At 39.3% G+C, this 23,443-nt stretch carries 14 protein-coding genes and 1 pseudogene; 7 read left to right on the forward strand and 8 right to left on the reverse strand.

Going from position 1 to position 23,443, the window contains the following annotated elements; translation table 11 throughout:
* Position 1: 1 nt before the first annotated feature.
* Positions 2 to 1,780, reverse strand: a complete 1,779-nt coding sequence (locus G4Y78_RS13970) for an N-acetylglutaminylglutamine amidotransferase (RefSeq protein WP_163833602.1) — start codon at positions 1,778 to 1,780, stop codon at positions 2 to 4.
* 461 nt (positions 1,781 to 2,241) lie between these two features.
* Here G4Y78_RS13970 and G4Y78_RS13975 point away from each other — a divergent pair, with 461 nt between their 5' ends.
* Positions 2,242 to 2,832 (forward strand): hypothetical protein, encoded by a 591-nt coding sequence (locus G4Y78_RS13975; RefSeq protein ID WP_163833603.1) that lies wholly within the window; start codon positions 2,242 to 2,244, stop codon positions 2,830 to 2,832.
* 422 nt (positions 2,833 to 3,254) lie between these two features.
* Entirely contained in the window at positions 3,255 to 6,755 is a 3,501-nt protein-coding gene (locus G4Y78_RS13980; RefSeq protein ID WP_163833604.1) for a C80 family cysteine peptidase, read from the forward strand.
* On the opposite strand, the gene G4Y78_RS13985 is transcribed toward G4Y78_RS13980, so the two are convergent.
* A complete protein-coding gene (locus G4Y78_RS13985) occupies positions 6,658 to 7,782 on the reverse strand; it encodes an ISAs1 family transposase (RefSeq protein ID WP_222937590.1) in 1,125 nt (374 codons plus the stop codon). The two genes, G4Y78_RS13980 and G4Y78_RS13985, sit on opposite strands and share 98 nt — an antisense overlap.
* A gap of 147 nt (positions 7,783 to 7,929) precedes the next feature.
* Between G4Y78_RS13985 and G4Y78_RS13990 the strand changes: the two genes are divergently transcribed.
* The gene (locus G4Y78_RS13990) at positions 7,930 to 11,184 is read left to right on the forward strand and encodes a hypothetical protein (RefSeq protein ID WP_163833605.1); all 3,255 of its coding nucleotides are present in this window, start codon (positions 7,930 to 7,932) and stop codon (positions 11,182 to 11,184) included.
* An 87-nt stretch (positions 11,185 to 11,271) separates the two neighbouring features.
* Here G4Y78_RS13990 and G4Y78_RS13995 read toward each other — a convergent pair whose 3' ends face one another.
* Positions 11,272 to 13,947 (reverse strand): AAA family ATPase, encoded by a 2,676-nt coding sequence (locus G4Y78_RS13995; RefSeq protein ID WP_163833606.1) that lies wholly within the window; start codon positions 13,945 to 13,947, stop codon positions 11,272 to 11,274.
* Between the two features lie 318 nt (positions 13,948 to 14,265).
* Here G4Y78_RS13995 and G4Y78_RS14000 point away from each other — a divergent pair, with 318 nt between their 5' ends.
* Positions 14,266 to 14,436 carry a rubredoxin gene (locus G4Y78_RS14000; protein ID WP_163833607.1) on the forward strand — a complete coding sequence of 57 codons (171 nt, stop codon included), beginning with the start codon at positions 14,266 to 14,268 and terminating at the stop codon, positions 14,434 to 14,436.
* A gap of 37 nt (positions 14,437 to 14,473) precedes the next feature.
* On the opposite strand, the gene G4Y78_RS14005 is transcribed toward G4Y78_RS14000, so the two are convergent.
* Both G4Y78_RS14005 and G4Y78_RS14010 read right to left on the reverse strand, forming a co-directional pair.
* Positions 14,474 to 15,031: an SdiA-regulated/phytase-like domain-containing protein gene (locus G4Y78_RS14005; RefSeq protein ID WP_163833608.1), complete on the reverse strand. Its 558-nt coding sequence runs from the start codon at positions 15,029 to 15,031 to the stop codon at positions 14,474 to 14,476.
* Entirely contained in the window at positions 15,025 to 15,219 is a 195-nt protein-coding gene (locus G4Y78_RS14010; RefSeq protein ID WP_163833609.1) for a hypothetical protein, read from the reverse strand. Before G4Y78_RS14010 ends, G4Y78_RS14005 begins: the two co-directional genes overlap by 7 nt.
* 134 nt (positions 15,220 to 15,353) lie before the next feature.
* On the opposite strand from G4Y78_RS14010, the gene G4Y78_RS14015 reads away from it, so the two are divergent.
* From G4Y78_RS14015 to G4Y78_RS14025, 3 genes and pseudogenes are all read left to right on the forward strand, one after another.
* A complete protein-coding gene (locus G4Y78_RS14015; RefSeq protein WP_163833610.1) occupies positions 15,354 to 16,241 on the forward strand; it encodes an SdiA-regulated domain-containing protein in 888 nt (295 codons plus the stop codon).
* A gap of 49 nt (positions 16,242 to 16,290) precedes the next feature.
* Positions 16,291 to 16,444: pseudogene (locus tag G4Y78_RS14020) on the forward strand (DDE-type integrase/transposase/recombinase); the annotation flags it as partial.
* Positions 16,445 to 16,980: 536 nt separating this feature from the next.
* Positions 16,981 to 20,781 carry a hypothetical protein gene (locus tag G4Y78_RS14025; RefSeq protein WP_163833611.1) on the forward strand — a complete coding sequence of 1,267 codons (3,801 nt, stop codon included), beginning with the start codon at positions 16,981 to 16,983 and terminating at the stop codon, positions 20,779 to 20,781.
* Positions 20,782 to 20,954: 173 nt separating this feature from the next.
* Here the strand turns inward: G4Y78_RS14025 and queF are convergent, their stop codons facing one another.
* Genes queF through G4Y78_RS14040 form a run of 3 tightly spaced genes read right to left on the reverse strand, consistent with a single transcriptional unit; the run spans position 20,955 to position 23,299 of the window.
* A complete protein-coding gene (gene queF / locus G4Y78_RS14030) occupies positions 20,955 to 21,782 on the reverse strand; it encodes an NADPH-dependent 7-cyano-7-deazaguanine reductase QueF (protein WP_163833612.1) in 828 nt (275 codons plus the stop codon).
* Positions 21,739 to 22,680, reverse strand: a complete 942-nt coding sequence (locus G4Y78_RS14035; protein ID WP_163833613.1) for a queuosine precursor transporter — start codon at positions 22,678 to 22,680, stop codon at positions 21,739 to 21,741. Before G4Y78_RS14035 ends, queF begins: the two co-directional genes overlap by 44 nt.
* On the reverse strand, positions 22,661 to 23,299 hold the full coding sequence (locus G4Y78_RS14040) for a helix-turn-helix domain-containing protein (protein WP_163833614.1): 639 nt from the start codon (positions 23,297 to 23,299) through the stop codon (positions 22,661 to 22,663). Before G4Y78_RS14040 ends, G4Y78_RS14035 begins: the two co-directional genes overlap by 20 nt.
* Positions 23,300 to 23,443: the final 144 nt, after the last annotated feature.

The raw sequence follows: 23,443 nt of genomic DNA on the forward strand, positions 1-23,443 counted from the left end.
GTTAAATTCCTTGGGTTTGAAGCCAGAGTTCAAGTAGGCCCATTTGCCAAAGTTTAGACCCATTTAAAGGAGATATATGGTCTTTTGGGTTATTAAGCAGAGTTTGAATATAATCTGGATTATAAAGCTTACGTTGTTTGGCTGTGTCACTAGTAAGCGCGGTTGCAACCCAATCAAGGGTATCTCCTTGTAAATATTTCAAGGCAGGGACAGGAAAATAACCTTTAGGCCTATCAATAACTTTTTCATTGACAAACTGTCTTGCCACGGATTTTAAAATCCATTTGCCATCATTGGCTTTTACTTTAACGGCAGCTGGTAAGGTAGCACTGAACTCAACTAGCTCGTGATCAAGAAAGGGAACTCTTGCTTCTAAGCCATGGGCCATGGTCATGTTATCTACACGTTTTACTGGGTCTTCTATCAGCATCACGGTGGTATCTAGACGGAGTGCTTTGTTAATGGGCTCGCTGGCACCAGGTTGGCTAAAATGCTCAGTGACAAACTCACTGGCGTAATCTCGCGTTAGCCAGTTCGTTTGAAAAATATGTTGGTATTCTGAATAACTACGATCAAAAAAATGTTTTTTATAGGTTTGTGCTGGCATATTTGAAGTCAATAATGGAGGATACCAGTGATAACCACCAAATACTTCATCTGCTCCTTGACCACTTTGTACGGCTTTGCAGTGTTTACTGACTTCTTCTGCTAGTAGATAAAAGGCGATGCAGTCATGGCTCATCATAGGTTCGGCCATAGCAGCAATCGCATGGGGTAAGTTTTCCATTAGTCGGGCTGGGGAAATAAATAATTTATGGTGATCTGTAGCAAATTGCTCGGCAATCAAGTCAGAATATTTGAATTCATCACCTGCTTCATTATCAATGGAATCAAAGCCAATAGAAAAGGTTTGAATAGGTGTTGATTTTATTTCAGCTAACAGACCCACCAGCAAACTGGAGTCGACACCGCCAGACAGTAAAATACCTACATCAACTGCTGCAACATTGCGCCGTCGAACCGCTGTTAATAATTGTTCGGTGAGTTGGTCTTGCCATTCAGATAAGGTGTCAGCATTTATTGGTTGATGGTTAGGTTCATAATTTAAGCGCCAATATTGATGTTTGGTTAGTTGGCCGTTACCATCAACCCACTGGTAATGGCCAGGTTCTAGCTTATTAATATCGCTAAATAAAGTGTCAGGGGCTGGCACTACAGAATGAAAGTGCATATAGAAGTGTAACGCTTTTGGGCAGAGCTGTTTACTTATTGTAGGAGCTAATAATAATGCGGGCAATGTTGAAGCAAATAAAAAAGTATTGGCCTTTAATGAATAATAAAGTGGTTTGATGCCCAAGCGATCACGGGCCATAAACAATTTATTTTTATCTCGTAACCAAATAACAAAAGCAAACATCCCATTAAATCGTTGCAAGCATTCTGGTCCCCAGGCATGGAATGCTTTTAGTACTACTTCCGTATCTCCAGTAGAGTGAAAACGATAACCCAATTGTTCAAGCTGTTGGCGAATTTCTGGATAATTATAAATAGCACCATTAAATACTAACGTTAAGCCAAGTTGATAATCATGCATAGGTTGGGCTGACTCGGACCCTAAGTCCATAATTTTTAATCGAGTATGGCCGAACCCTACATTATCTTGTACAAATATTCCTGAATGGTCAGGCCCTCGCCGTGCCTGTTTTGCATTCATTTGCTCTAACGTTTTAACAGATGGTGTTGCTTTGTCGAAGCGAAATTCCCCGCAAATACCGCACATAGTTAACCTTTTGGTTGTCAAGTTATCTGAAAAAACATAGCAGATGTTTGGTTTGAGTTCAAACTATAATTTTTAGGTAAATAGGTTGATAAATAAGGTTTTTCCTTAAAATTTGATTAGTATTGAACTTTTTTGGGCTCTAAATAATATTGCTGGGAAGAGAGATGGCTTGGCACAAAGGTGATCCTTTCATCTCTTAACGAGATGTAAAAAATATAGCAGCTAAAAAGCTATAGAGTGGTGGTTGATGTTTGAATGTAATATCGCCTATTCATGTTAAGTGACTGTTTTTTGTTAACGTTAGCTAACGTTTTTTATAAAGTACCTGAAATGATGGCAAGGACTTAGAATAGCCATGCTATAGGGATTTGCTGAAAATAGCTAATGACACTATTGCTACCATTCTGTTAAATGAAGGCTATACTCTTATAAAAATTTGCCAAACCCAGTTCGAGAATATTATGAAGAAGCTTGTTATTGCAGTTATCTTGCTAGTGGTCGTTGTTGGGGGGGCTGGGGGAGCTTACTGGTATTTTGTTGCAAGTACACCAGCCAAGCTTAAACAACATTTACAGGCTATTCAAAATAAATGGCTAACGGATAAAGTGTTGATTGATGCTATCCTTGAGTCTAATCGAAATGCCATTTCGTGGGATGAGGCTAAAGTTAAAGCGCTTGATGATAAATGGCGTTCGGAAAAAATAAGTGGAAAATATGATTTAATTAATGAGATTTTTAATAGTCGTGCATCAAGTTTTGTGCGTGAGCTAAAAGCCAACAGTAATGGTTTATATAAAGAAATTATTGTAATGAATGATAAAGGAACCAATGTTGGCATGAGTGATATTACATCAGACTATTGGCAAGGAGATGAAGCCAAATGGCAACAGACTTATTTAAAGGGAGCAGGGGCTACCCATATTGCTGAAACGGAATTTGATGAATCAACGTTAAGCTATTCTACCCAGTTTAGTTTTACCGTAACTAATCCTGAGGATCAACAGCCTATTGGCGCCATAACGCTGGGTGTAAGCCTGAATCACTTGAAGTGATTAGTTAAGATATCACACACATCGATTGGAATAGCATAAATAATTGAAGCTGCTTGCTATGTTTATGTGACTTCTGACCTTTCTCTAAATTATAAAATTAAGTAATTTTACCCTTCATATTGGGAATATTTTTTTGCTACTTACTATGTGGAGCATTATTGGGAATATTTTCTTGCTACTTATTATGTGGAGCATTATTGGTATTATTTTAATTAAGTTTAATACAGGTGTTGCCTATGTTATAAAAAATGCTGGTTATTATTGATAGTTGACTTGCTGAGTTTATGAGAGCTTACTCAATATGTACGAAATATGATGTATTTACTGGTGAGGTTTTCCTGAATAGATACGTTAGTACGGTACATATTATGTGTTTTAGTCAGTGTTTTTTATATTTATCATAAACTCAGGAGTGGGCAATTATGCCAGATGATAATAGTGTTCCGACTGGTACAGCAAGTTCAACAGAAGCCGTGGCTAATGGTCAGTTGAGTTTTGAAGATAAATTGGCAAACTTTATTTTAGCTTCTGCTTATTCAAATGAACATATTGAAGGTTGGCTGGAAGGTGCTGGCATTCCAGCTAATGCAAAGCCAAAAGTGGTCAAGCAAGCGACAAAAGCTTACCAGCAGCGGGTTAGTAATCATATCGAGTCGTGGCGACCTTATCTTGCTGAAGGCAGACAGGTTAATATTAAGTCTTATTTATCTACTTCACCGGTAAAAGAGTTGCAACAAGCTTTAAAAGGTGTTGTCGATGTCCAAAGTTTAACAGCACAACAATTGAAAGGGTATTTGCTGCATCCTGAAACTATTCCAGGTATTACATCAGCTAAAATTGCTAAAATTAAAAGTTTCGTTATAAAAGATATAAACAGTAATAATGTAGATGATTGGGTTGTTTTAAAAGAAAAGTCAGGTGGCGCTAGTGAGATTCGCTATGATACGGTAGCCGTCACGGTAATTGATAAAACACTTTATTTCACGTCTAATACCAAAACCCGTAGTGGAGTAACCGTTACAGATAATCCAGATGGTACTACACATGTTGAAGGTTTGGAAAATAATAATAAATATTTATCTTTTTCACTATTTCAGGACCAACAACCTACGGCTGAAAATCCTGGTGGAATGAGTCACGCTGCAAATCGGGTTAATTTGGTTGATCAATTACAAGCAGAGTTAAAAGGTGTTGCCGAGTTTGATAAAGTAGTGTTTATTGGTATCGGTGACACAGCTGAGTCAGCTGAAGCTGCTGCAGCTCCTCATGCTGAAATGCAGCTTATTCGTTATTTAAAAGATCATAACATAGAGCTGAAAGGTAAACGGTTTGGAATTTCGAAGCCCGCTTGTAGTGAGTGTGAGGCTCAATTGAAGCAATATGGCATTGAGTATCGAAGTGGAGAATCAACGGGAGAAGGCAGTAATCAAAGCCCTAAAAACTGGTTAGAGCCAGATAAAATTAATAATAATGTTGATGTACGTTATGAAGCGAGTTTAACGGCAGGGGCTAACCTCAATGACTACCGAGCAATTAATGCCCTGCAATGGAGAAAACCGACACAAAATGAGTTGGAGCGATCACCGCTGACAGAAGTGAGTCGTGGTGCATACGACAGCAATATTATTTTACAAGCAGATGGCGATCCTGTTAGCTTTCGTGCTGCACAGAGTTTATTTCATAAATACCCCAGTGAAAAAGTGCGCTGGTTGCAGTGGAATCCGCATCAAGGCAATATGGTTGATGTGCTAACTGGCCAACAAGTAACTGAACTACAACTAAGCAATAATGATCGATTATTAGCTGTTGGACATAGTGATAGGACAACTGACTTATTAACAGGTGGCCATCAGATAGCGGGTGTTGATGCGACTACTTTTAGTCAAAATTTGTTTGAAAGTGGCTTAGTTAAAGGAATGCCTAAGCGTATCAGTTTATTAGCTTGTGGATTAGGTTCCGTTGATCAGGCTGGTAGTAGCTTTGTTAAAAAGCTAGCGCAAGCACTGGTACGATATAATCCGACAGCAAAAGTTGAGATATCAGCTCGAGATACATTGGTTCGAATTAACTCTACAGGACAACGGGAAACACTGCGCTTTATGGCTGATGGCACTGTTGCCTGGCAATCAGGTGACCACTCTCATAAAGTGATTCTTACGACAGATGGTGAAGGACAGTTTAGTGAAGTGGAAGCCCGCTATGGAGAAGGTGAAAGTAGCAGTCCTAATCTTGATATTATCACCGATGAAATAATTGCGGATGCATTAACAAACAGTAAGCTGGTTAACAGATGGCGGCAACAACAAGTAGACTATTTTGCTAATTTAGAGCAGTCAATAAAACAAACTGTCGCCAAGCCAATAGAAGCAACGTTGGCGTTAAGCCATGACCATGGGGTAATGGTGAAAGTCATGGCTAGTGTATTAGCTGAAAAAAATAGCGAAACTGGACGTCACTATGAGATTGATGAGCATTCGTTGAAGGTAGATTTAACGACAGGTGACTTGCAGTTCAATGTGGTGGATGTTAATGACCCTCGTCAGCGACCGTTGGTTAAAACAAAAATACCAACTGAAGAATTGCGAACACCTGGGCTGGTGGATGAATATCATAAAACGGCTGAAGAGCTCAGTAAGCCACAAGAGTTGAAAGGAAGTCTAAATAACCATATTAATCGAGGGTTGGCAATTTATGGGATTGCGGCTGGTTTAAAAGGCGGTATACAGGCCCTTGAACAAGGCAGAATTACAGAAGGGTCGATTGCATTAAGCCAAGCCTCTCATGGTATTGGTGAGTTAACCGGAATTAACCGCAAGTTATATAAGGCAGCAGGGCAGGCGTTAACTAAAGTGCTGTCCCGTGGTGTACAACAGTTGGGTCAGGTTACCGCTGAGGTAGCAGGTAGAGAAGTTGGCCAGCTATTAACAGAAGATGCAGGTAGTTTATTACGCACAGCAGGACGTGTTGGTGAATTATTAGAAGATGTGCCGATTATTGGTACTGCGTTTGGTATTTATAATATTGAACAGGATTTACAACGGGGTGATACCCTAGGCTATATTGACGCAGGCTTGGATGGGGCAATTACCGCTTTATCGCTGGCTGGGCCTGAAGCTGAGCCTATTGTGATTGCTTTAACTATTATTCGCATGGGGATTGATGAGTTTTATACGGATATTAAAAAGGAATTAGATGCATTACCCGCTGATGCCTCGGCAGGACAAAAAGCAGAAGCTGTATTTACTGGTATCGGCAAGGCAAGTTTTCATCTTTGGGAAGAGTGGACGTTACCAGGGCAAATTTATGGTGCAGTGACTCACTCGAAAAAACTGGATCAAGAATATGTCAAGGATCAAGCTTATTTAAATAACCTGGCTGATTACCATAACTATTTTAAAGTGGAAAAAGAACAAGGTGATAATGTTCAGGAAATTAATTTTGCCAATGGTAGTGCTTCCTGGAATGGAGGGAATATTACCTTCAGGTTGGGAGAGCCAGGGCAAGCTTCCACATTAAACCTTGCATCTATACCCGACAGTCGCGGTAATAATCACAGTGAAACTCATCCCCTGAATTTAAGTAACAATGTCAATGATATTGTTTTAGGCGTAGGTGAGTCAGAAAAAATCAGCTTTAAAGAACAGAGTGTGAAGTTTTTATGGTTTATTCCGGTTGATAAAAAACGAATTATCAGTGGTATTGATGAGGAAAGCACAAGCTTACATGGCACCTATTACGGTAATTCCCAAGATAACCGGTTTATCGCAGTACAGCAACAACCTAAAGATCAAGAGGGTAATCCGATCAGGGCAATCGCATATAAATTTACACGGAACAAATCAACTTCATTAAATACTCATGATCCCAACCAGCAGACAGCCTCTTATTTTTTATACCAATTTTATAAGTGTCATCTTGTTTAAGTATATTAAGGGCTATTTGTCTAATCCTGGACATGTTTTCAGCTGAATGGCCTATACGAATTCGACTATCATCTTCCCTAAATGCAACATCCAGACTCCAATGTAGGCTATTCTCAATTTGCCAATGATGCTGAATCATTTCACTGACAGCTTTTGCTGACAAGGGCTGGCTAGAAATATAATAGCGTTGTTCTTTTGCTTTTTTGCCTTGCAAGGTGCGCTCTGTTTCAACCCTAACGACAGCCGCTAAATCGATCCACTCTGTTGCTATAGGTAGTTTAGCCACTGAGTGATAAACCCAGCAGCGCCGTATCTCATGACGGCCATGCTGTTCTTTTTCTGAAGAATGAAAGTCTATAGCGGGACGTTGATACACTTTGGCTTTTTTAGAATACAGTTGTTCTTGAATAGCAGAATATAAACGAGGTTGGTTATTTTTAACTGCCAACAAGTAATGAGCCTCTTTTTCACGAGTTTTTTCAGCAATGGCTTTGTGACATCCCATCGCATCTATTGATACAACAGCACCTTTAACTGTTATTGCTTCTAATAGTTCAGGAATGGCGGTGATTTCATTGGATTTCCTATCAGTTTTAAGTTGGCCTAACACCAGCTTATTTTCTATTGACCATGCGTTAACCAAGTGAATAGCGTTCTTCTTATCAGGTTCAGTAAATGATCGTCTAAGGGTTTTACCATCAATTGCTACCAGCTTGCCAGGTAAGCTATCAGTGATTGACTGAATCCATTGGATGAAGCAGCTTTGAAACGAGATAGGGCAAAGGCGTGAGAAAAAACGACCAAAGGTATCATGAGAGGGTATTCCATTCGGTAGTTCTAGAAAGCTTTTAAACCATGATTCTTTGGCGTTACCAAATCGCTCAATAGCTACCCAGTCATCTGCTCCACATAAAGCGGCACAAATCGTAATAGTAATAATATCAATGAGCTTATGGCGACGATGGCGTTCCATTCGAGGATCATCTAACTGTTCAAAATGATCTAAAACTGTACTATTTTTTACCAATGTTGCACTCTATATCAGTTGCTTTTTATCCTATTATACTGATTTTGTTGTATTTTTATATGCGATTGCCCTGGTAATCCGATTGGTTCATCCATAACCGCTTATCATTATCGACTGTTTGGTGGTGCTGGCAATGATGCTTTTTTAATGGGGCCACAGCAAGCTTATATTGTCGGCGGTGAAGGACAAGATTACTATAGCACAGGACAAGGAGCTTCTTATTTAACGATTAACAATGATGCTGAAGATAGAAAGCTGGATATTCTTAAAGTGAACTCTGAAGCAGCTCGATTACAAGCGTCAAAGTCAGGTAATAATTTAAATTTAACCATTCGCTATGTCACACCTGATAATATTCAATACCTGGTGAATGTAGAAAACTGGTTTTTAGGAGATCGTTATCGGCATTTATTGGTATCAACCAACGATGGTGCCATCTTAAAATTTGTAGATGAAACTTCCGCTAATATTAGTTTGCAAGCAGTCGCCATTAACCGCAGTCACCAAGCTGAGGGACAAATAATTGATGTGTCTGAAAGTGCTACCTGGTTCCATGTAACCAGTATTACTGGTAGCAGTAAAAGTGACGCAATTACTGGCAACCATTTAAATAATATCATTGATGGTTATGGTGGTGAAGATAAAGTAGCTGGCGGCAATGGCATGGATCAGTATTATTTTTCCACCTATACCGACCGTTCTAATGTCATGACCATTGATAATTATGCCCATGATCAACAAGCCGATTTCCTGTATTACACTGCGAATTACGACAACATTCGCTTACATAGAGAGTCTGACAGTAACGATTTAGTGGTATATCATCAAAACGTGGACGGTGACAGGGTTATTTTAAAGCAGTGGTTTAAAGGGGCTGAGCAGCAGCATTTATCCATTATTAGCCAGGATGACATCGTATTCAAAATAGTAGTTAATAATGATGGCTCGTTACTTAAACAGCCGATGGCTGTGGATGCTTCTACTGAAACAGCAGGGCAAACCATTGACTTAACCACATCGGCTACTACCCGACAGGTAGTGGCTGTTACGGGCAGTGCTCACAATGACAATATCATAGGTAATGATAAAAATAACTTTATTCATGGTGGCGGTGGTGCTGATACCCTAGCCGGTGGCAATGGTATAGATACTTATATTGTTGATCCTACCCAAAATGGCTCTGCAGTGACAATCGATAACAAGGCGGCTGATGGCAAGTTTGACTACCTGTTGTATAAAGCTAATTATGATGAAATAAAAATACGCTCATTGCGTGACACTCGAAATAGTGCAGTGCTTTATACAACGGATCCTGTCAGTGGTGCAGAGATTAAAAATTTCTTTGCAGGTGAGCAATACCGTCATTTGTTAATCAAATCCAAAGATGGTCGGCTATTTACGTTAGATAGTAACGATGGCAGCAAGCAGTTGTTGGGATTTGATTTTTCGGCCAGTAATGATAATCAAACTATTAATTTAATGAGTGAGCCGGTCTGGCAACGAGTTCGCCAAATTATCGGTGGTGGCGGTGAAGATAACTTCAAGGGAAATGAAGGTGATAACCGGCTGGATGGTCGAGGCACTGTTGATGGGCGTGGGGGAGATTGGTTACAGGGCAATAATGGTAGTGATACTTATATTGCCAAACAAGGCTACGGTTTAGTGACTATTTCTAATGAAGCGACGGATAACAAAACGGATTTTCTACAGTTAGATATTGATTTTGCCAATGTTCGTGGTTTCCATTATCAGCGGTCAGGTGCTAATGACTTGGTATTGACTAATCATGATTTGACTGCAAAAAAGATTATTCAGATTAAACAAAAACAGCTTGATATTCCTGGTCATGATTATGTGGCAGTAAGGTTAAAAGGCTGGTTTGAAGGTTCTGCCAATCAACATTTATTAGTAAAGTCCAAGGATGGGGTTTTATTTGCTTTATCTGGTGATGCAGCGACAGCAGGCCAGTTTACCCCTATTGTTATTGAGCGTAACCAATCAGTAAATGCCCAAACCATCAGTTTAACTGAAGGTAACTGGCAGTCGGTGCGCACAGTAACAGGATCACTTACACAGAGCAATCAGATCACTGGTAATCAGCAAAATAATCAGCTAACTGGAGGACAGTTGTCGGATACATTACTGGGAAATAACGGTAACGATGTTCTGAAAGGACTGGCAGGTGATGATCGACTGCATGGTGGAGAGGGTGAAGACCAGTTGGTTGGTGGATCAGGTCATGATCATTTATTTGGCAATGAAGGGAATGATGTGCTGTATGGTGGGCTAGGGGCTGATAAATTATCAGGTGGCAGTGGCAATGATACAGTACTGTATGCGGGTGATGTGGCAACCCAAACGGGCGTGCATGTGGACTTAGAAAAAGGTGAAGGTTTTCATGCAGATGCGACAGACGATGTGTTAAATGATATCGAAAATATAACTGGCTCTGCCTATGCAGATCAGCTAAAAGGCGATCACCAAGCCAATATTTTACGCGGTGAAGCGGGTAATGATGTTCTGTTAGGCCGAGGAGGGAATGATATCCTGATTGGTGGGCGTGGTCGGGATGCAATTGATGGTGGAGAGGGGTTTGATACGGCTATATATGATGGTGATAGTCAAAAAGCACAAGGGGTTAGTATATATTTAGAAGCTGGCGAGGGAATAGACGCCAATGGTGATAAGGATATTTTAACTTCCATTGAAGCTGTAATCACGACAGATTATCAAGATAAAGTGATCACTGATGCCACCGTTAATAATCATGTGAATACCGGTAAAGGCGATGACATCATTGAAGCAAGAGGGGGAACTGAATATTTACGAGGTGGCGCAGGCAAAGACACCTACCGAGTTATTATTAGCCATGAAAATGTGCAGTCCAGTAAAACCATTACAGCAGCTAATTATAATGGCCATTCTGTTGTGATTGATAATCATGATGATACTAATGCGATTGATAAAGTGCAGTTGGTCAATTTACAACTAAGCCAGACCATGTTTTCCCGGCAAGATAACGACTTGGTGATTAGTAAATACCAGATTAACGGTGAGCACAGGCAAGTGACTGGGCGGGAAGTTTATTTGGCTGATTGGTTTAGTGATGAAACAGTGCAAAACTTGACGTTAACATTTAGTGATTTACAGGTGTTAGGCAATAACCAACTGAAAGAGATTACAACCAAACTGTCAGTGAAGCCGGATGCTAAATTAAATAGTCAGTTACAACCTGTTTTTAGCGAACAGCCAGCAATAACACATCATTCAGTGGATCGCCAATCCTTAGCACATGCAATGTCAGGGTTTGTCGTAAATGAGGCTAATGGAGAGAGTAGAGATAGTGGTCAGGTTGGTTCTTCAGTTACCAGGTCAGTGGCTTTAGCAACGCCTGTTGTATAAGCATTTGAGCACCTGAAGTAGCAAAGGCTACTTCAGGTGCTCACTAATTAGGGTATCTCTAAAAATAGTAATCTTTGTTGGTACTCATTAGATGGTTTTACCCTGTTCTAACTGGCTTATTAAATCAGCCAGTTTTACTTGATCAGAAACGTCATGAACAATAGGACGTAAAACATTATCCCTTAAAACTTTTTTACCAATATGGCGCATGGTTTCTTCAAATACATGGCGGTTGTCTTTACCCAGCCAAGTTTTGGCTTCATTGGCCATTTGCTCAGTAAATAAGGTTTGACAAAGTAGGTGTAGTTTTTTTCCTTCAGCGCTATCGGGTGTTAACACGTCTAAGTCTTGTAAAAACTTTTCTCGGTTAAATACGTAAATAGTCGTATCTTTTTTACCCCAGTTCATGGGTATAGAGAGAGTATTTGATAACAATGTAGGATGAGCAACAGGCTTGATTAGCTGCTTAACTAAGCGGCCTAAATTAATAATAGGGGCTATAGGGTTAGGGATTTGCCAGGGACGTTTTGATTTATTGGCTGCAATTTGAGTAATATAAGGGCTAGGATCAACCTCGTTTTCTTTGTGACCAATATAGCCATTTTGATTAATTAGGCGTTTGACGATGCGTCGCTCAAACTCTTTATCAAAGCCTTGTTGTTCTGCAAACTGAAACAGTTGGTTGATTTGGTCTGCTGTAGTAGTTTCTTGGGTTGCTGCTGCTACCTTGTCACCCTCTTGTAAAGCGCTGATATGTTGGCTAACAAAAGCAGAAAGTGCGGTTTTAGCATTTGCTCCATTGATATCTTGTTGTAACAGCGCTTTTGCATGATTAATCACATCAATGGTGTTTTGATGATCATTTTTTATATTATCTAGTGCCTCTCTGTATAATTGCCGGTAATGGCCAGTATGCTCGGCATCATATTGTTGGTATTTTTTACCGGTTTCTGCCAATATTTCAAAAGCATCTGCTTTAGGATTATTAATTAAGGCTTGGTAAATGTTTAACCATACTTTAGGTATTGCCTGTTCCTGGCTTAATTTGTATAGATCACTAATACGTTGCTGAATAATAGTTAACGCAGACGCTTGGGGATCATTACCTCGTGACTCGCTGATGGCTTGCTCTTTAGTTGACTTTTCTTCAGATACATTAAACACTTTATTGGAATATTGAGCAGCAGCTTGGCTCATTGCCACCCCACCAATAGTTGCGCCGACCCCGGCGTATAATATGCCACCTATACCTGTGCCAAACGGGCCACCTAAAATCATCCCCAATTGACCTAAGGTGAGAACACTATTACCAACAGTTTCCGCTGCTGTTACATTTCGCTGGTGACGATAAAACTGGTCAACCATGTTTTTGACTTTAGCCAACTCGGGGGTGTCTGGATTTTTCAAGGCAGGTGTTGTATTGATTTGATCCAGCCACTCATTTAGTGATTTGATTTCTGTGATGCCTAAGCCTGCTTTGGTTAGCCCAGCAATGACCATTTGTGCTTGACCAATGACATTAAAGGTGTCTCCCATTTGGCTGAGGATGCCACTGAAAGATTGTGCTGTTTCGCCTAATAATAATTCGCTGGTCGCACGGGCTTCAAAGGAGACCATTCCCCAATACATGCCACTTAACCCCGACTCAGTAAATGCGGCAGCAATATGGGTATCTGCAAATTTAGCTAATTTATCATCTTGATTGGCTTTATATTCAGCTAGCTTCTGAATGAGGTCATGGCACTCTGGTGAAGTAGGGTCAAACAATTGGTTACTGGACAGCTTATCTAACAACTGTTGTAGTTCACCGGATGGTTGGGTATCAGCTAACTGTTCATTAATTTGTTGATTATGCTCAGCCAGCTGGCTTTTTAGGCCATTGATTTGTTTGATGGTGTCTTTTAATTGACTTGTAGTGGCCTGAGTTTGCTCATCATCATGAGGGCTTGCTTTTAATAGTGGCTCTACGCTGGCTAATAAGGCCGTTTTAAATTGACTGTGTTTGAATAATACATCCCGCAACTGTTGTTGATCATTGGAATTGTCAGAGCTATTCAGTAATTGTTCCTTAAGCACCAGTTCCTTGGTAACCAATTCACGAATTTCTTTCTTTAATGCTTGTTGTGATTGGATCAGTTCTTGATATTCCTCCCTAGCCTCACCATATTCATCACTAGCACCTTGCCAGCCTTTATGCACAACACCGATAAAAGCAGGGTACAGTGCTGTACTTTGCACGGCTAACACTAACGAACGAGGTAGGCCTGAGTTTTCCAAACTGACGGCTAAATCATCTCCTCCATCAATAACTAATACTGGACCTGTGTCCATTTTGGTAAGAGACGTCACATTATGTACATCCCGACCACGACCTAGTCTTTCGACAGCTGCCATGTGTTTGGCGGTACGGCGTAAGTAACCCCCTTCAAGGGACTGTTTCATCTCATCTAATGATTTAAAACGAAAAGCTTGCTCTAATGTTTCTCCGGTAACTTTCCAGGGGTAGTTTGGGTTGTTTGAGCGGCTAATAGTTACCTGATACTGGTTAGTAAGCTGTTTGATTTGCTGCTTTCTTAACGCTTTCTCATCCAATGCTGCTTTATGACGCATAGCGATTGTATGATCAGTCGGCGTTAATTGTACTGTGTGGTTACCAATACGACCTACTGGTGGCATTACTGGAGCAGAGGTCGAATCAGGAGGAAATGGTTGGCTGATGGAGGTAGTGGATGGGGTAGAATTTACTGCAGTAGCTGGCATCATAGTCAGCAAATACTCCATAAGTTGTCGTATAAAAATTTCAATATTTAATAAATGTTCCGTAAGGTAGGATTTCCAAAACAGAAAGTATGCTAAATATAGTCGAGAATTATTATCATTTGCAGTTGCATGGGGTGCTGACAGGAAGGACACTGCTACACTGTTTGGGTGAAGATAGGAAAACTATTACTGCATGTGAGATTGTCGTAAAGTTAATGGAGATGAAGGGCACCTCTAATAATTGTTCAAGACCTTGCTAGCTTGTCCAGAGTCTATAAACAATTATTAGAGGTATCCTGAATAAGGTGAAACGGAGAGGATATGCATAAGTGGCAATGTATCGTTTGCGGGTTTATTTATGATGAAGCACTGGGTTTACCGGAAGAGGGAATAGCACCGGGGACCCGCTGGGAAGATATTCCGGAAGACTGGTTTTGTCCAGATTGTGGTGCGGCTAAGGCAGACTTTGAAATGATTGAGTTAGCTGAATAACAGGCACTTCCTTTTGTACCTGGCAGTTTTTTAGCTGTTAATGAGAGGAAAGTGAATACTGGTAGGCAAGTGGGGTATCTTCATTGTCACCAATTAACCAAATACTGCCTTTATAAATAGCAATTTCAGAGGGCTCTTTTGGACTTTTACAGGGTAGTGCATAAACCGCTTGAATCACACCATCTGTATTCATTTTAAGTACTTTTTTGAATGCTTCTGATATGACATAAATATGATTGTTGGCATATAAGACGCCAGCTGTATCATACACTTGAAAATTCTTTGTCCTAGAGGCATCGTTTGCTATGGTAATTTTTGACCCATCAATTTTCGTAAATTCACGGTTAAATTTATATAAAATATCATCATTACTCTCATTATTGTCTGAATTTATTAAATAAAACCCAGTTGTCTCTCGGTTATAGGTTATTCCTCCAAACTCAAATCCAGTGCCAAAATTTAATAGTATCGCTTCACTAGCAGGCTTTATGGTGATTTCCTTCTCTAAGGGTTCCTTGTATTTTTCAATAGTAAACTTGATAGCCGTTTGCTTATCAGTGATCACATAAATTTCATTTGGATTGGCTTCTACCACCCAATGGTAAGAAAATACCAGTATTTTTTATCATCGCTGAGTCCAGTCAGTTTGAATAATTCTTTCTTTTTATTAAAAGGGTTTTGGTAAGTAAATATATTACCAATTTCCCCTTGTTGGGCATTTTCACCCCATGTGTTTACTTGGCGCTCCCTGCTATCTACTGCATTGATATTCAACTCCATCATAAAAGATATGTAAGAGGGCGCTCAAATGTAAATGTGAAACTTTATTCACATTTTTTATGTTAAACTTTTCCAGGTTAAGGCTGTCGACCTGTATGATTGGATAGGTTGTTTAATGAAGGTTTGAGTTTTTTAAGATGAATGTAGTAAAAAAGATGTGGCTGGTTGTAGGAAGCCTGTTGTTAATGGGCGTTGGTTATTGGAACAACGTTGATCACCATATTGGCAGCTTCATGCTTAACGTGTTGACATCAGAACAAGAGAAAAAAGCCGCCATCTGGCTCCCCCAATATCAAGCCATTATTCAGTCAAAAGTGATTAACTGTGTTGACAGTAACCTATCGGATATTACCTATAATAAACAAGATCAGTTATTTTACCTGGTGGTTAATAGCCCAACCAAAGTGGTAGTGGTCAATGAGCAGGGGGAGTGCCTCAATCAAGTTGATTTGCAATTAGAAGACACGGAGGCACTAGTGTGGGTAAAAGATAACCAGTTTATCATATCAGAAGAACGAAAGTTTAAAGTTTCACTGCTTGAAATTAATCCTGAGAGTGAAAACGGTTATCAAATTAAAGACAGTATCTCATTAGATTTTTTAAAGGATAAAAATTTGGGATTGGAAGCTTTAGCCTATAATACGAACAGCCAAAGTATTATCACAACTAAAGAAAAATCACCCATCTTATTTTATGAAATAGTGGGTTTAGTTAAAAATAGCTTGAATAGAAGTGATATTAAAATAAAGTGGCTTTTTAAGAAAAAGCGCTTTGATATTGACGATCTTTCTGGCATGTATTTTCATAGCAAAACAGGCCACACTATGTTATTAAGCGATGAGTCGCAAATGCTGGTTGAGATAAATCAAAAAGGCTCAACGTTAAGCTATATTGATCTGGAAAAAGGCCTGTATGGCTTTAAATCCAGTATCCCACAGGCAGAAGGGATAACAATGGATGATAATGATAATATTTATATTGTAAGTGAGCCTAACCTGTTTTATAAACTCTCACCTGCCCAGTAAATTTATTTTTTGTGGCTGGAAAATAAAACTGGACTGTTATACTAAAATTATACGTCAAGTCAAGTACCTCAATAACATCGTTGAGCAGGACCATAGATTTATCAAGCGCATGACATCGGCCGATGTTGGACTTTAAATCAGTCAATAGTGCCAGGCCTACTAGCTGGTGCATAGGTTTAGAAAAGGTCATGCTGCTGATGTAGCAGCTACATACAAGCTAATACTTGAACAGTTCTGTGCATTAGCAGGTTAAGCAGGCATTTTTGCATCTGAAAAAGTTTGTCACAGAATCCCGAATAGGCGATATTGGCCGTATAATGTGTAAGTTATTAATATCCTATGTTTGCAGAGGGAGCATAGAAGAACAACAGGATGCATTAATCGAAACGTAAAGAAAATGTAAATTTTCTCAGTTTATCTAATAAATTTAAATTAAATCAACTAATATGTACCCAGGCTAGATATCATTCACTAATATTATATGTTAGGGTATACTTCAAGTGTTTTATTTGTAATTTATTTGTTAGTTCTGGGGAGTAGCAGATACACTGGATACTATACCAGAAGATTCTAGTTTTAATAGCAAAACACATTATCAATTCAGACTCAACAGCTACACAAGCCTAGCATGGGAACACTATGAAACAGCAGTGATGGTTCAAGCATGTGGAGTCTTGTACTTGGCTTTCTTATCTTTATAAGACCAAAATTATCTACAGTATTGAAATATGGGTTTATTATGAATGTAAAACCATTAGTATTAGCAATAAGCATTGCTTCTGTAAGCGCCCCATTAGTCTTTGGCAAAACTCAAACACACCAGTGTATAGATAAATTAATTCCAGATTCTACTTGTAAACTGGATATTCGGACCGATGAACAAAAATTTGCTGATATTGCCACTGCTATTACTCTATGGACAAAAAACACAACGGAATTATTTAGTTATACACCTAATGAAATATTAAGTGCAACCTGTGAGAATTATAATGTTGACTGCGATCGTTTTGTAACAGCATTGGAAGCTTATTTAGAAAGGTTCGTCCGTACTAGGCGTCTTGAAGATAGACATGTGCAAGCACTATTTGATGAGTTTCCTCGTCGCCAAAAGAATGATTTTATCAACGCATTCCAACATGCAGCTGTATTATTTTATACAATTCAAGGTGAAAAATACCCCAACATTAATAAGTCTTTCTCTGCAGTTCAAAGCTTTTATTTAACAGCATTAAAATATGAATACCGATATTATATTCCTCAGCATCAGGTAGAAAATAAATGGCGTGAAGTTGGTTTCTCCCTGGACCTATCACGAACAGCACTTTTAAGCGTCGCCAGACAAGTTTATAAAGAAAAAGTAGACAAAGAGCATGGTGAAGGTAAAGGCGAGGCTGCTTTAGATACACTAGATAAGAAAAGGATTGAAAAAAGAGAAGAAGTGAGCTTTTCTGCAGCAAATCCTCACCAATGGGTTTCAGGAATGAATACTGGGATGTGGACAGCTACAATTAATAATTATTATAAACATAACCGTATTCATATTATTTACCATCCTGAATATCAGTACTTAGTTTTAACGCGGGCTTTAAAGCATGCTATTGATACATGGAGGCCAGAATTCAATGCCGATGGCACCCTAATTACCCCTCACCCTAAGGTAAGAATCGCTGCTTTTGCCAAAGAAATAGTAAACGAGTATTCGGAATTAACTACGGATGAATTAAAAAATAAGCTAAGTTATATTGACAGAATAAATAACCACGATAAGTATGTCGATAATTTTAAAAAAAATACCAACTTGCTAAATCACTACTTTGATAACTCTGCGCAGTCTAGTGCAAAATATTTAATAGAAAAAGGCCAATTAATTCTAAAACAGGCAAAAGTCACTAATAAAGATGAAGCGCAGCAATTTATAAATGAAACCCTTAAAGATGATAATTTAGGTTATTGGAATATTAATAAGCATGCTAAAGCAGGGCTAACAATATGGGCTAATGTCAATACAGCGGGTGTATACGATGCTATACAGAATTTAGTCGACTTTTTCCAAATAAAACCCTACCTAGACCATTGGCGTACTGAACTAGCAACTCGTCACCGTTTTACAGACTGGCCCGATCATTATTTAGACGAGCTTGAAGGTAAGGCCCTTTCGTCTGGTTTATCTGCGGCTATCAATGTCGCTATGGCTGCCTATGGTGCGGTTGAAGGTATTGTTGCTATTCGAGCAAATCCAGCAGCCCGAAGAGCAGTTTTTACTGCTATCGCTAAGGAAGGTATGTTACCAGGCGAAGGTGAATTTGCTGCTCCAATTCAAGAAACCAGTTTTATTGAAGAACCAACTGACAATACATCATTACCTGAAGAGACTAGTGTGGAAGAATCGAATACAACAGAATCTCCCTCCTCTGAAACGCCATTCACTGCTGAAGAATTAGCTGCAAAACATGCAGAAGTAAAAACCACTATTGAAAATATTACTGCAAATAAACGAGTTATCGTCTTTAGTGGTTACTCTGGCCTTGGTTATGCTGATGCTACAGTTTACGCTGAATTTAATGAACCCTACTTAGACTTAGAAAACACCTTATCTGAAATTCTAGATAAGGAAATAGAGCGTTATGGTAAAGACAATATTGTTGTTGTTGCAGGTGCAACAGAAGAAGGTATTGGAACTGTCTATGGAGTTGCCAAAAGTAAAAATCTGACTACATTAGGCATCGTTTCTGAGGAAGCAGAAAAATACAATGTGCCTATAGCTGAGGACTGTGATAACCATGTCTACGTGCCTGACCCCAGTGGTACTTGGAAAGTGCTAGATCCTAATGGTGAGTCCTATATGGTGAATGTAGCTAAAGGCAATGCATCCTACAAAGGAAAATTCTACTCTCTAGGGGGAGGGGACGTCACTGTTACCGAACTACAAGAAGCGAAAAGCTTAGGTATTAAAACGGAAGTTCACGAAAACTTCAGGCCAAATAAAATCAGAGTAGATGAAAAAATCGCTAAACTAAAATCAAAAGGCCAATATACAGAGGGGATGGATTTTACCCCAGTTAAAACCTACCAAAAACAAATTGACTTTCAAAATCGTAATAGAGCATTAGAGTACTCTAAAGTATCAGAAGAAAGCTTCGATAGCCCCCCAACCAGAGACACCAAAAGACCGGGCCTATATAGAGATAGTCAGCATATTCCCTATGTAAAAGGCAGTAATGGTACTTATGTACGGTTAATTGAGAGGAAATACACTCTCAACAACAAAATAATTACTAAATATTTCCTCAAACCGAGCAAACATGGATCAAACAATGGTTTTGACAGTTGGGAAGTAATAATAACAAAAGATGGTAGTTGGTGGTCTGTATCTGATCGGTATACTGGAGGTCGTGGAGAGGGGCCAGGATGGTGGAAGAAAAAAGGAAAACAAAACCTAACAGAAAACTTAGATAATCGCCTTCAGACTAGAGAAGGAGGAGAGAGCAGTAGTAATAACTATACAACTAGGGGGGCAGGTCTTACTAAAGAAACAGCTATCAATAATTTGCGCTCAGCATTTAAGGAAAGAACCAACAACTTACAACTAAACGTATTTGAAGAAAAGCCACAAAATGATTTGCTTGATCCAAGTGCTCCTGCTATTTGGATCAGTGAGCTAAACCCTATTAGTTACGAAATTCACTTACCAGGAGAAGAAGAAACGGCTGTAGAGTCACTTCCTGATGCTATCGCCAAAGTAGATAATTTTTATAGCCAACCAGCTAATAAAATACTTTTTGAAACGAATTTACCAAGCAAATTTCATGAGTTATTGGGCATAGATATACAACTGTTAGAAAGTCGCCCAGAGACAAATTATAGCCAGATTGCTATCTATAAAAGTACACGATTTCCTGGTAAGTATTCGCTATACGTTCCTGGTCAGTTACCAGTTCCCCTAGAGGATTTGAGTAAAATAGTTCACCTAGTCCAGAAATATACAATAGAAAAAGCCTTTGGAAGTGATATTAATCTATTCAGTTATAATTTGCTTCCTGATACATTTAATCCTAGTCGTCCTGGAGGCCTTTTCCCTTCAAACCAATTAACTATTTGGCAAAGCACAAAAAGTCCCTGGGAGTACTCTTTATATGTACCTGATTTGCCAGAAGGAGAACAGGTATTGACATTTAGTAACTTGCAAGAAATAAAACCTACAATAGACGGCTTTAACTTCCGAAGATTAAGGGCTTATGTTAATGCAAATTTATCTGGAGAAGCTGATGTATTAGAGACTAAAGATGAGAATTTTCAAGTTAGAACAAAGTTTACTATTTGGCCTAGTAAGTCTGCAACTGGAAGATATACCTTTTGGGTTCCTGAAGATAGTGAGATGAAACTCAAGTTTGATAACAGAACTGGTATTTATGCTCGCCGTGGACCAAATGAGGGCTTTGAGTTAGTAAGAAAAGGCGCTCACCGTTTTGGAAGTGGTGGGTGGGAAGAAACCAAAGTAATCCTTGAAGCTCTTAAAACATCTCGCCCAGCCCAGCCATAAAAAATAATTTGTAATCGCTTGGTTAGCTTAGGTGATACTAACGCATCATCATTCAAATGGCTAAAAAGTGCAAAAATATTATTTCACCCACTAAAACTCTAGTGGGTGAGAGTAGGCTAGATGAGAGAGTATCGATTGTTATTAAGTAAAATAATTATTTAGCTGTTTAAACCTTACTGCCTTAACAACCGTATATTTTCCGGTGGGGCGGTTTCAAAATTACTCCGGAAGGGGTTGATATCTAAACCACCGCGGCGGGTATAGCGGGCGTAGACGGTGAGTTTTTCTGGTTGGCAGTAGCGTTGAATATCGGTAAAAATCCGCTCGACACATTGCTCGTGAAATTCGTTGTGCTGACGGAAAGAAATAATATATTTCAATAAAGCTGCTCGGTTAATTTTAGCGCCGGCATATTTTATCATTACACTGCCCCAGTCAGGTTGACCCGTGACTAAACAATTGGATTTTAGTAAATGAGAATGTAAAGTTTCTTCAGCGTTTTGTTGAGGGTCTGCAGCATCTATTAATAGGGTCGAGTCAATTTCATAGCTGTCAGTGGTGATGTTTTCATCATCAATGGATTGGCCAGGCAAGTTACCAATGGTGGCATTATGTTGATGCCATAAATTGACTTTTACCTCACCATCGGCAATTTGGCTTAAATCCTTAATAAGGGTAGCCTGAACAGCTTCAATATTATCAAAATGGGTTTGATTAAAACTGTTTAAATACAGTTTAAACGACTTTGATTCGATAATATTGGTGGTGGTGGCATCAACAAAAGTTTCCCCTACTGCGATAGTGGGTTTACCGGAAGGGGTCAGCCAGGATAGCTCATATAAATTCCATACATCCACGCCAGAAAAGGGTAGGTTGTCCGGGTATAACCCAATGGGCTCTCGATTCAAGCGCCGGGGCACACCTTCCAGCAGCTTAGGGTTATAGCAGAACTCATATTTAACTGACTTCCCTAAGGGTGTGTTGTCTAGTGGCGTATTCATGTTGATCCTTCTTCGTACTGTCTTCAGTTACAATGAATTTTCGCATAACAGCGTGGGCAGCATAAGTCATGGGAACACTTAACAGGGCATAAATGGATTTTACGATAATTTGTGAGGTGATCATAATCATCACAATCTCGGGGCCCAAGGTATGCCAGAAAGCGATAGTGCAAAATAACAGGCTATCAATAACCGTGCTTGGTAGGGTGCTTCCCAATACCCGTAAGTATAACCAGCGGCTGTTGGTAAGACTACGGATTTTTGACAGAATCACCGCATTCAGGTTTTCACTGACTAAATAAGCAACCATTGAGGCAAAAAATACACTGAGTAATTCAGTACCAATCAGGTTAAATCCGTCGTTGAGCTGCCAATTATTGATGGGTGGAATTTGCAGGGCAGCAAAGATAACTGCGCAGAAAAAGATATTCGATAAAAAAGCAATTTGAATTCCTTTACGGGCCATTCGCAGGCCATAAAATTCATTAATGACATCGTTAATAATATAGGTAATAGGGTAAAATAGTAGCGCGATAGGAATCACTAACTCAGTACCCATTAAATTAATAGGCTTTAGACCGGAAAAATTACTGCTAATCAGGATTGCACTTAAAATGCTGATCATGATGGCATAGGTTGTCCATGAGCGCTCACTACGTTCTTTTTTATCAAAGAGAATCGACGTATTGGTTTTTTTGTAGTAATGCATGCAGATGAGCTTGAAGTCACGCTCAGACACGCCATCCATCATGTCACCTTCAAAAAACAATTCAATGGGAACAGACAGTCTTTTCCCTATGCCTGTGACGGTGAGAATGACTTTGCCTTCAATGCTGTCAAACCCGTGCAAGGCATACTTCTGAGTGGCCTTGTCTTCGTCACGAATACCTTTCTTCAATGAGTACTCCTTGGATACTGTAAGCTTTTGAGTAAAGCATGGTGTTATTTTTATCGTTCAGTGATTGTAGATAAATTAGCCCGTCTGAAAAGGCTTTGCATTTAGCTAAAATAGGTTGCTGTTTATTTGCCATTGCTAGCACAATATTGTCTTGTTCGGGAGGACGGTTACCACTAAATATCAAGGTGACACCAGGGCTAAAATAAGGCAAGTAAGCGTTGGACTGAATGGTTAAGCCAAACCCCTGGTTGATTTTCCGTGATGCGCAGGTAGTGGGGCGGTGTTGATACCAATAAGCAATGGGAAAACGTTTAAAATGGAGTACATCCTGCCATTCTAGTAGAGGAACGGCATAGAGCGCTTTACTCTCTATATACTCTATTTCATTGCTATCATGATCCTTTTTACTTAAATCAACTTCTGTCAGCTCCCAGACATCCACACCAAAAAAATCAGATAAAATATTAACCGTTGACCGCTTAGTGCTGGTAACATCTCCATTTACTAATTGATAAATAGTGGTTTGTTTTACCCCGGTTTGCTGTTGAACATCTTGCTCAGATAACCCACTTTCTGCTAATAAAAACTTAATGTTTTGTGCTAGTTTTGTTTTTGCCATGGCGATTTTTTGAACACTGCCATCCTTGTTAAATAAGCATAAAAATACTACCTGTTTTGTTAAAAAAAAACCAGTTAAAGTGCCTCAGACAGCAATTGTTGTATATTATACAAATGTCTACACTTGATCTAGTGTATATCCTTC

The organism is Spartinivicinus ruber (genome assembly GCF_011009015.1).
GTDB classification, from domain to species: domain Bacteria; phylum Pseudomonadota; class Gammaproteobacteria; order Pseudomonadales; family Zooshikellaceae; genus Spartinivicinus; species Spartinivicinus ruber.

What these genes read in the sequence shown, in the direction of transcription:
- G4Y78_RS13970 (WP_163833602.1), bottom strand. Translation starts at nt 1,780, where the DNA reads ATGTGCGGTATTTGCGGGGAATTTCGCTTCGACAAAGCAACACCATCT.
- G4Y78_RS13975 (WP_163833603.1), top strand. Translation starts at nt 2,242, where the DNA reads ATGAAGAAGCTTGTTATTGCAGTTATCTTGCTAGTGGTCGTTGTTGGG.
- G4Y78_RS13980 (WP_163833604.1), top strand. Translation starts at nt 3,255, where the DNA reads ATGCCAGATGATAATAGTGTTCCGACTGGTACAGCAAGTTCAACAGAA.
- G4Y78_RS13990 (WP_163833605.1), top strand. Translation starts at nt 7,930, where the DNA reads ATGGGGCCACAGCAAGCTTATATTGTCGGCGGTGAAGGACAAGATTAC.
- G4Y78_RS13995 (WP_163833606.1), bottom strand. Translation starts at nt 13,947, where the DNA reads ATGATGCCAGCTACTGCAGTAAATTCTACCCCATCCACTACCTCCATC.
- G4Y78_RS14000 (WP_163833607.1), top strand. Translation starts at nt 14,266, where the DNA reads ATGCATAAGTGGCAATGTATCGTTTGCGGGTTTATTTATGATGAAGCA.
- G4Y78_RS14010 (WP_163833609.1), bottom strand. Translation starts at nt 15,219, where the DNA reads ATGATGGAGTTGAATATCAATGCAGTAGATAGCAGGGAGCGCCAAGTA.
- G4Y78_RS14015 (WP_163833610.1), top strand. Translation starts at nt 15,354, where the DNA reads ATGAATGTAGTAAAAAAGATGTGGCTGGTTGTAGGAAGCCTGTTGTTA.
- G4Y78_RS14025 (WP_163833611.1), top strand. Translation starts at nt 16,981, where the DNA reads ATGAATGTAAAACCATTAGTATTAGCAATAAGCATTGCTTCTGTAAGC.
- queF (WP_163833612.1), bottom strand. Translation starts at nt 21,782, where the DNA reads ATGAATACGCCACTAGACAACACACCCTTAGGGAAGTCAGTTAAATAT.
- G4Y78_RS14040 (WP_163833614.1), bottom strand. Translation starts at nt 23,299, where the DNA reads ATGGCAAAAACAAAACTAGCACAAAACATTAAGTTTTTATTAGCAGAA.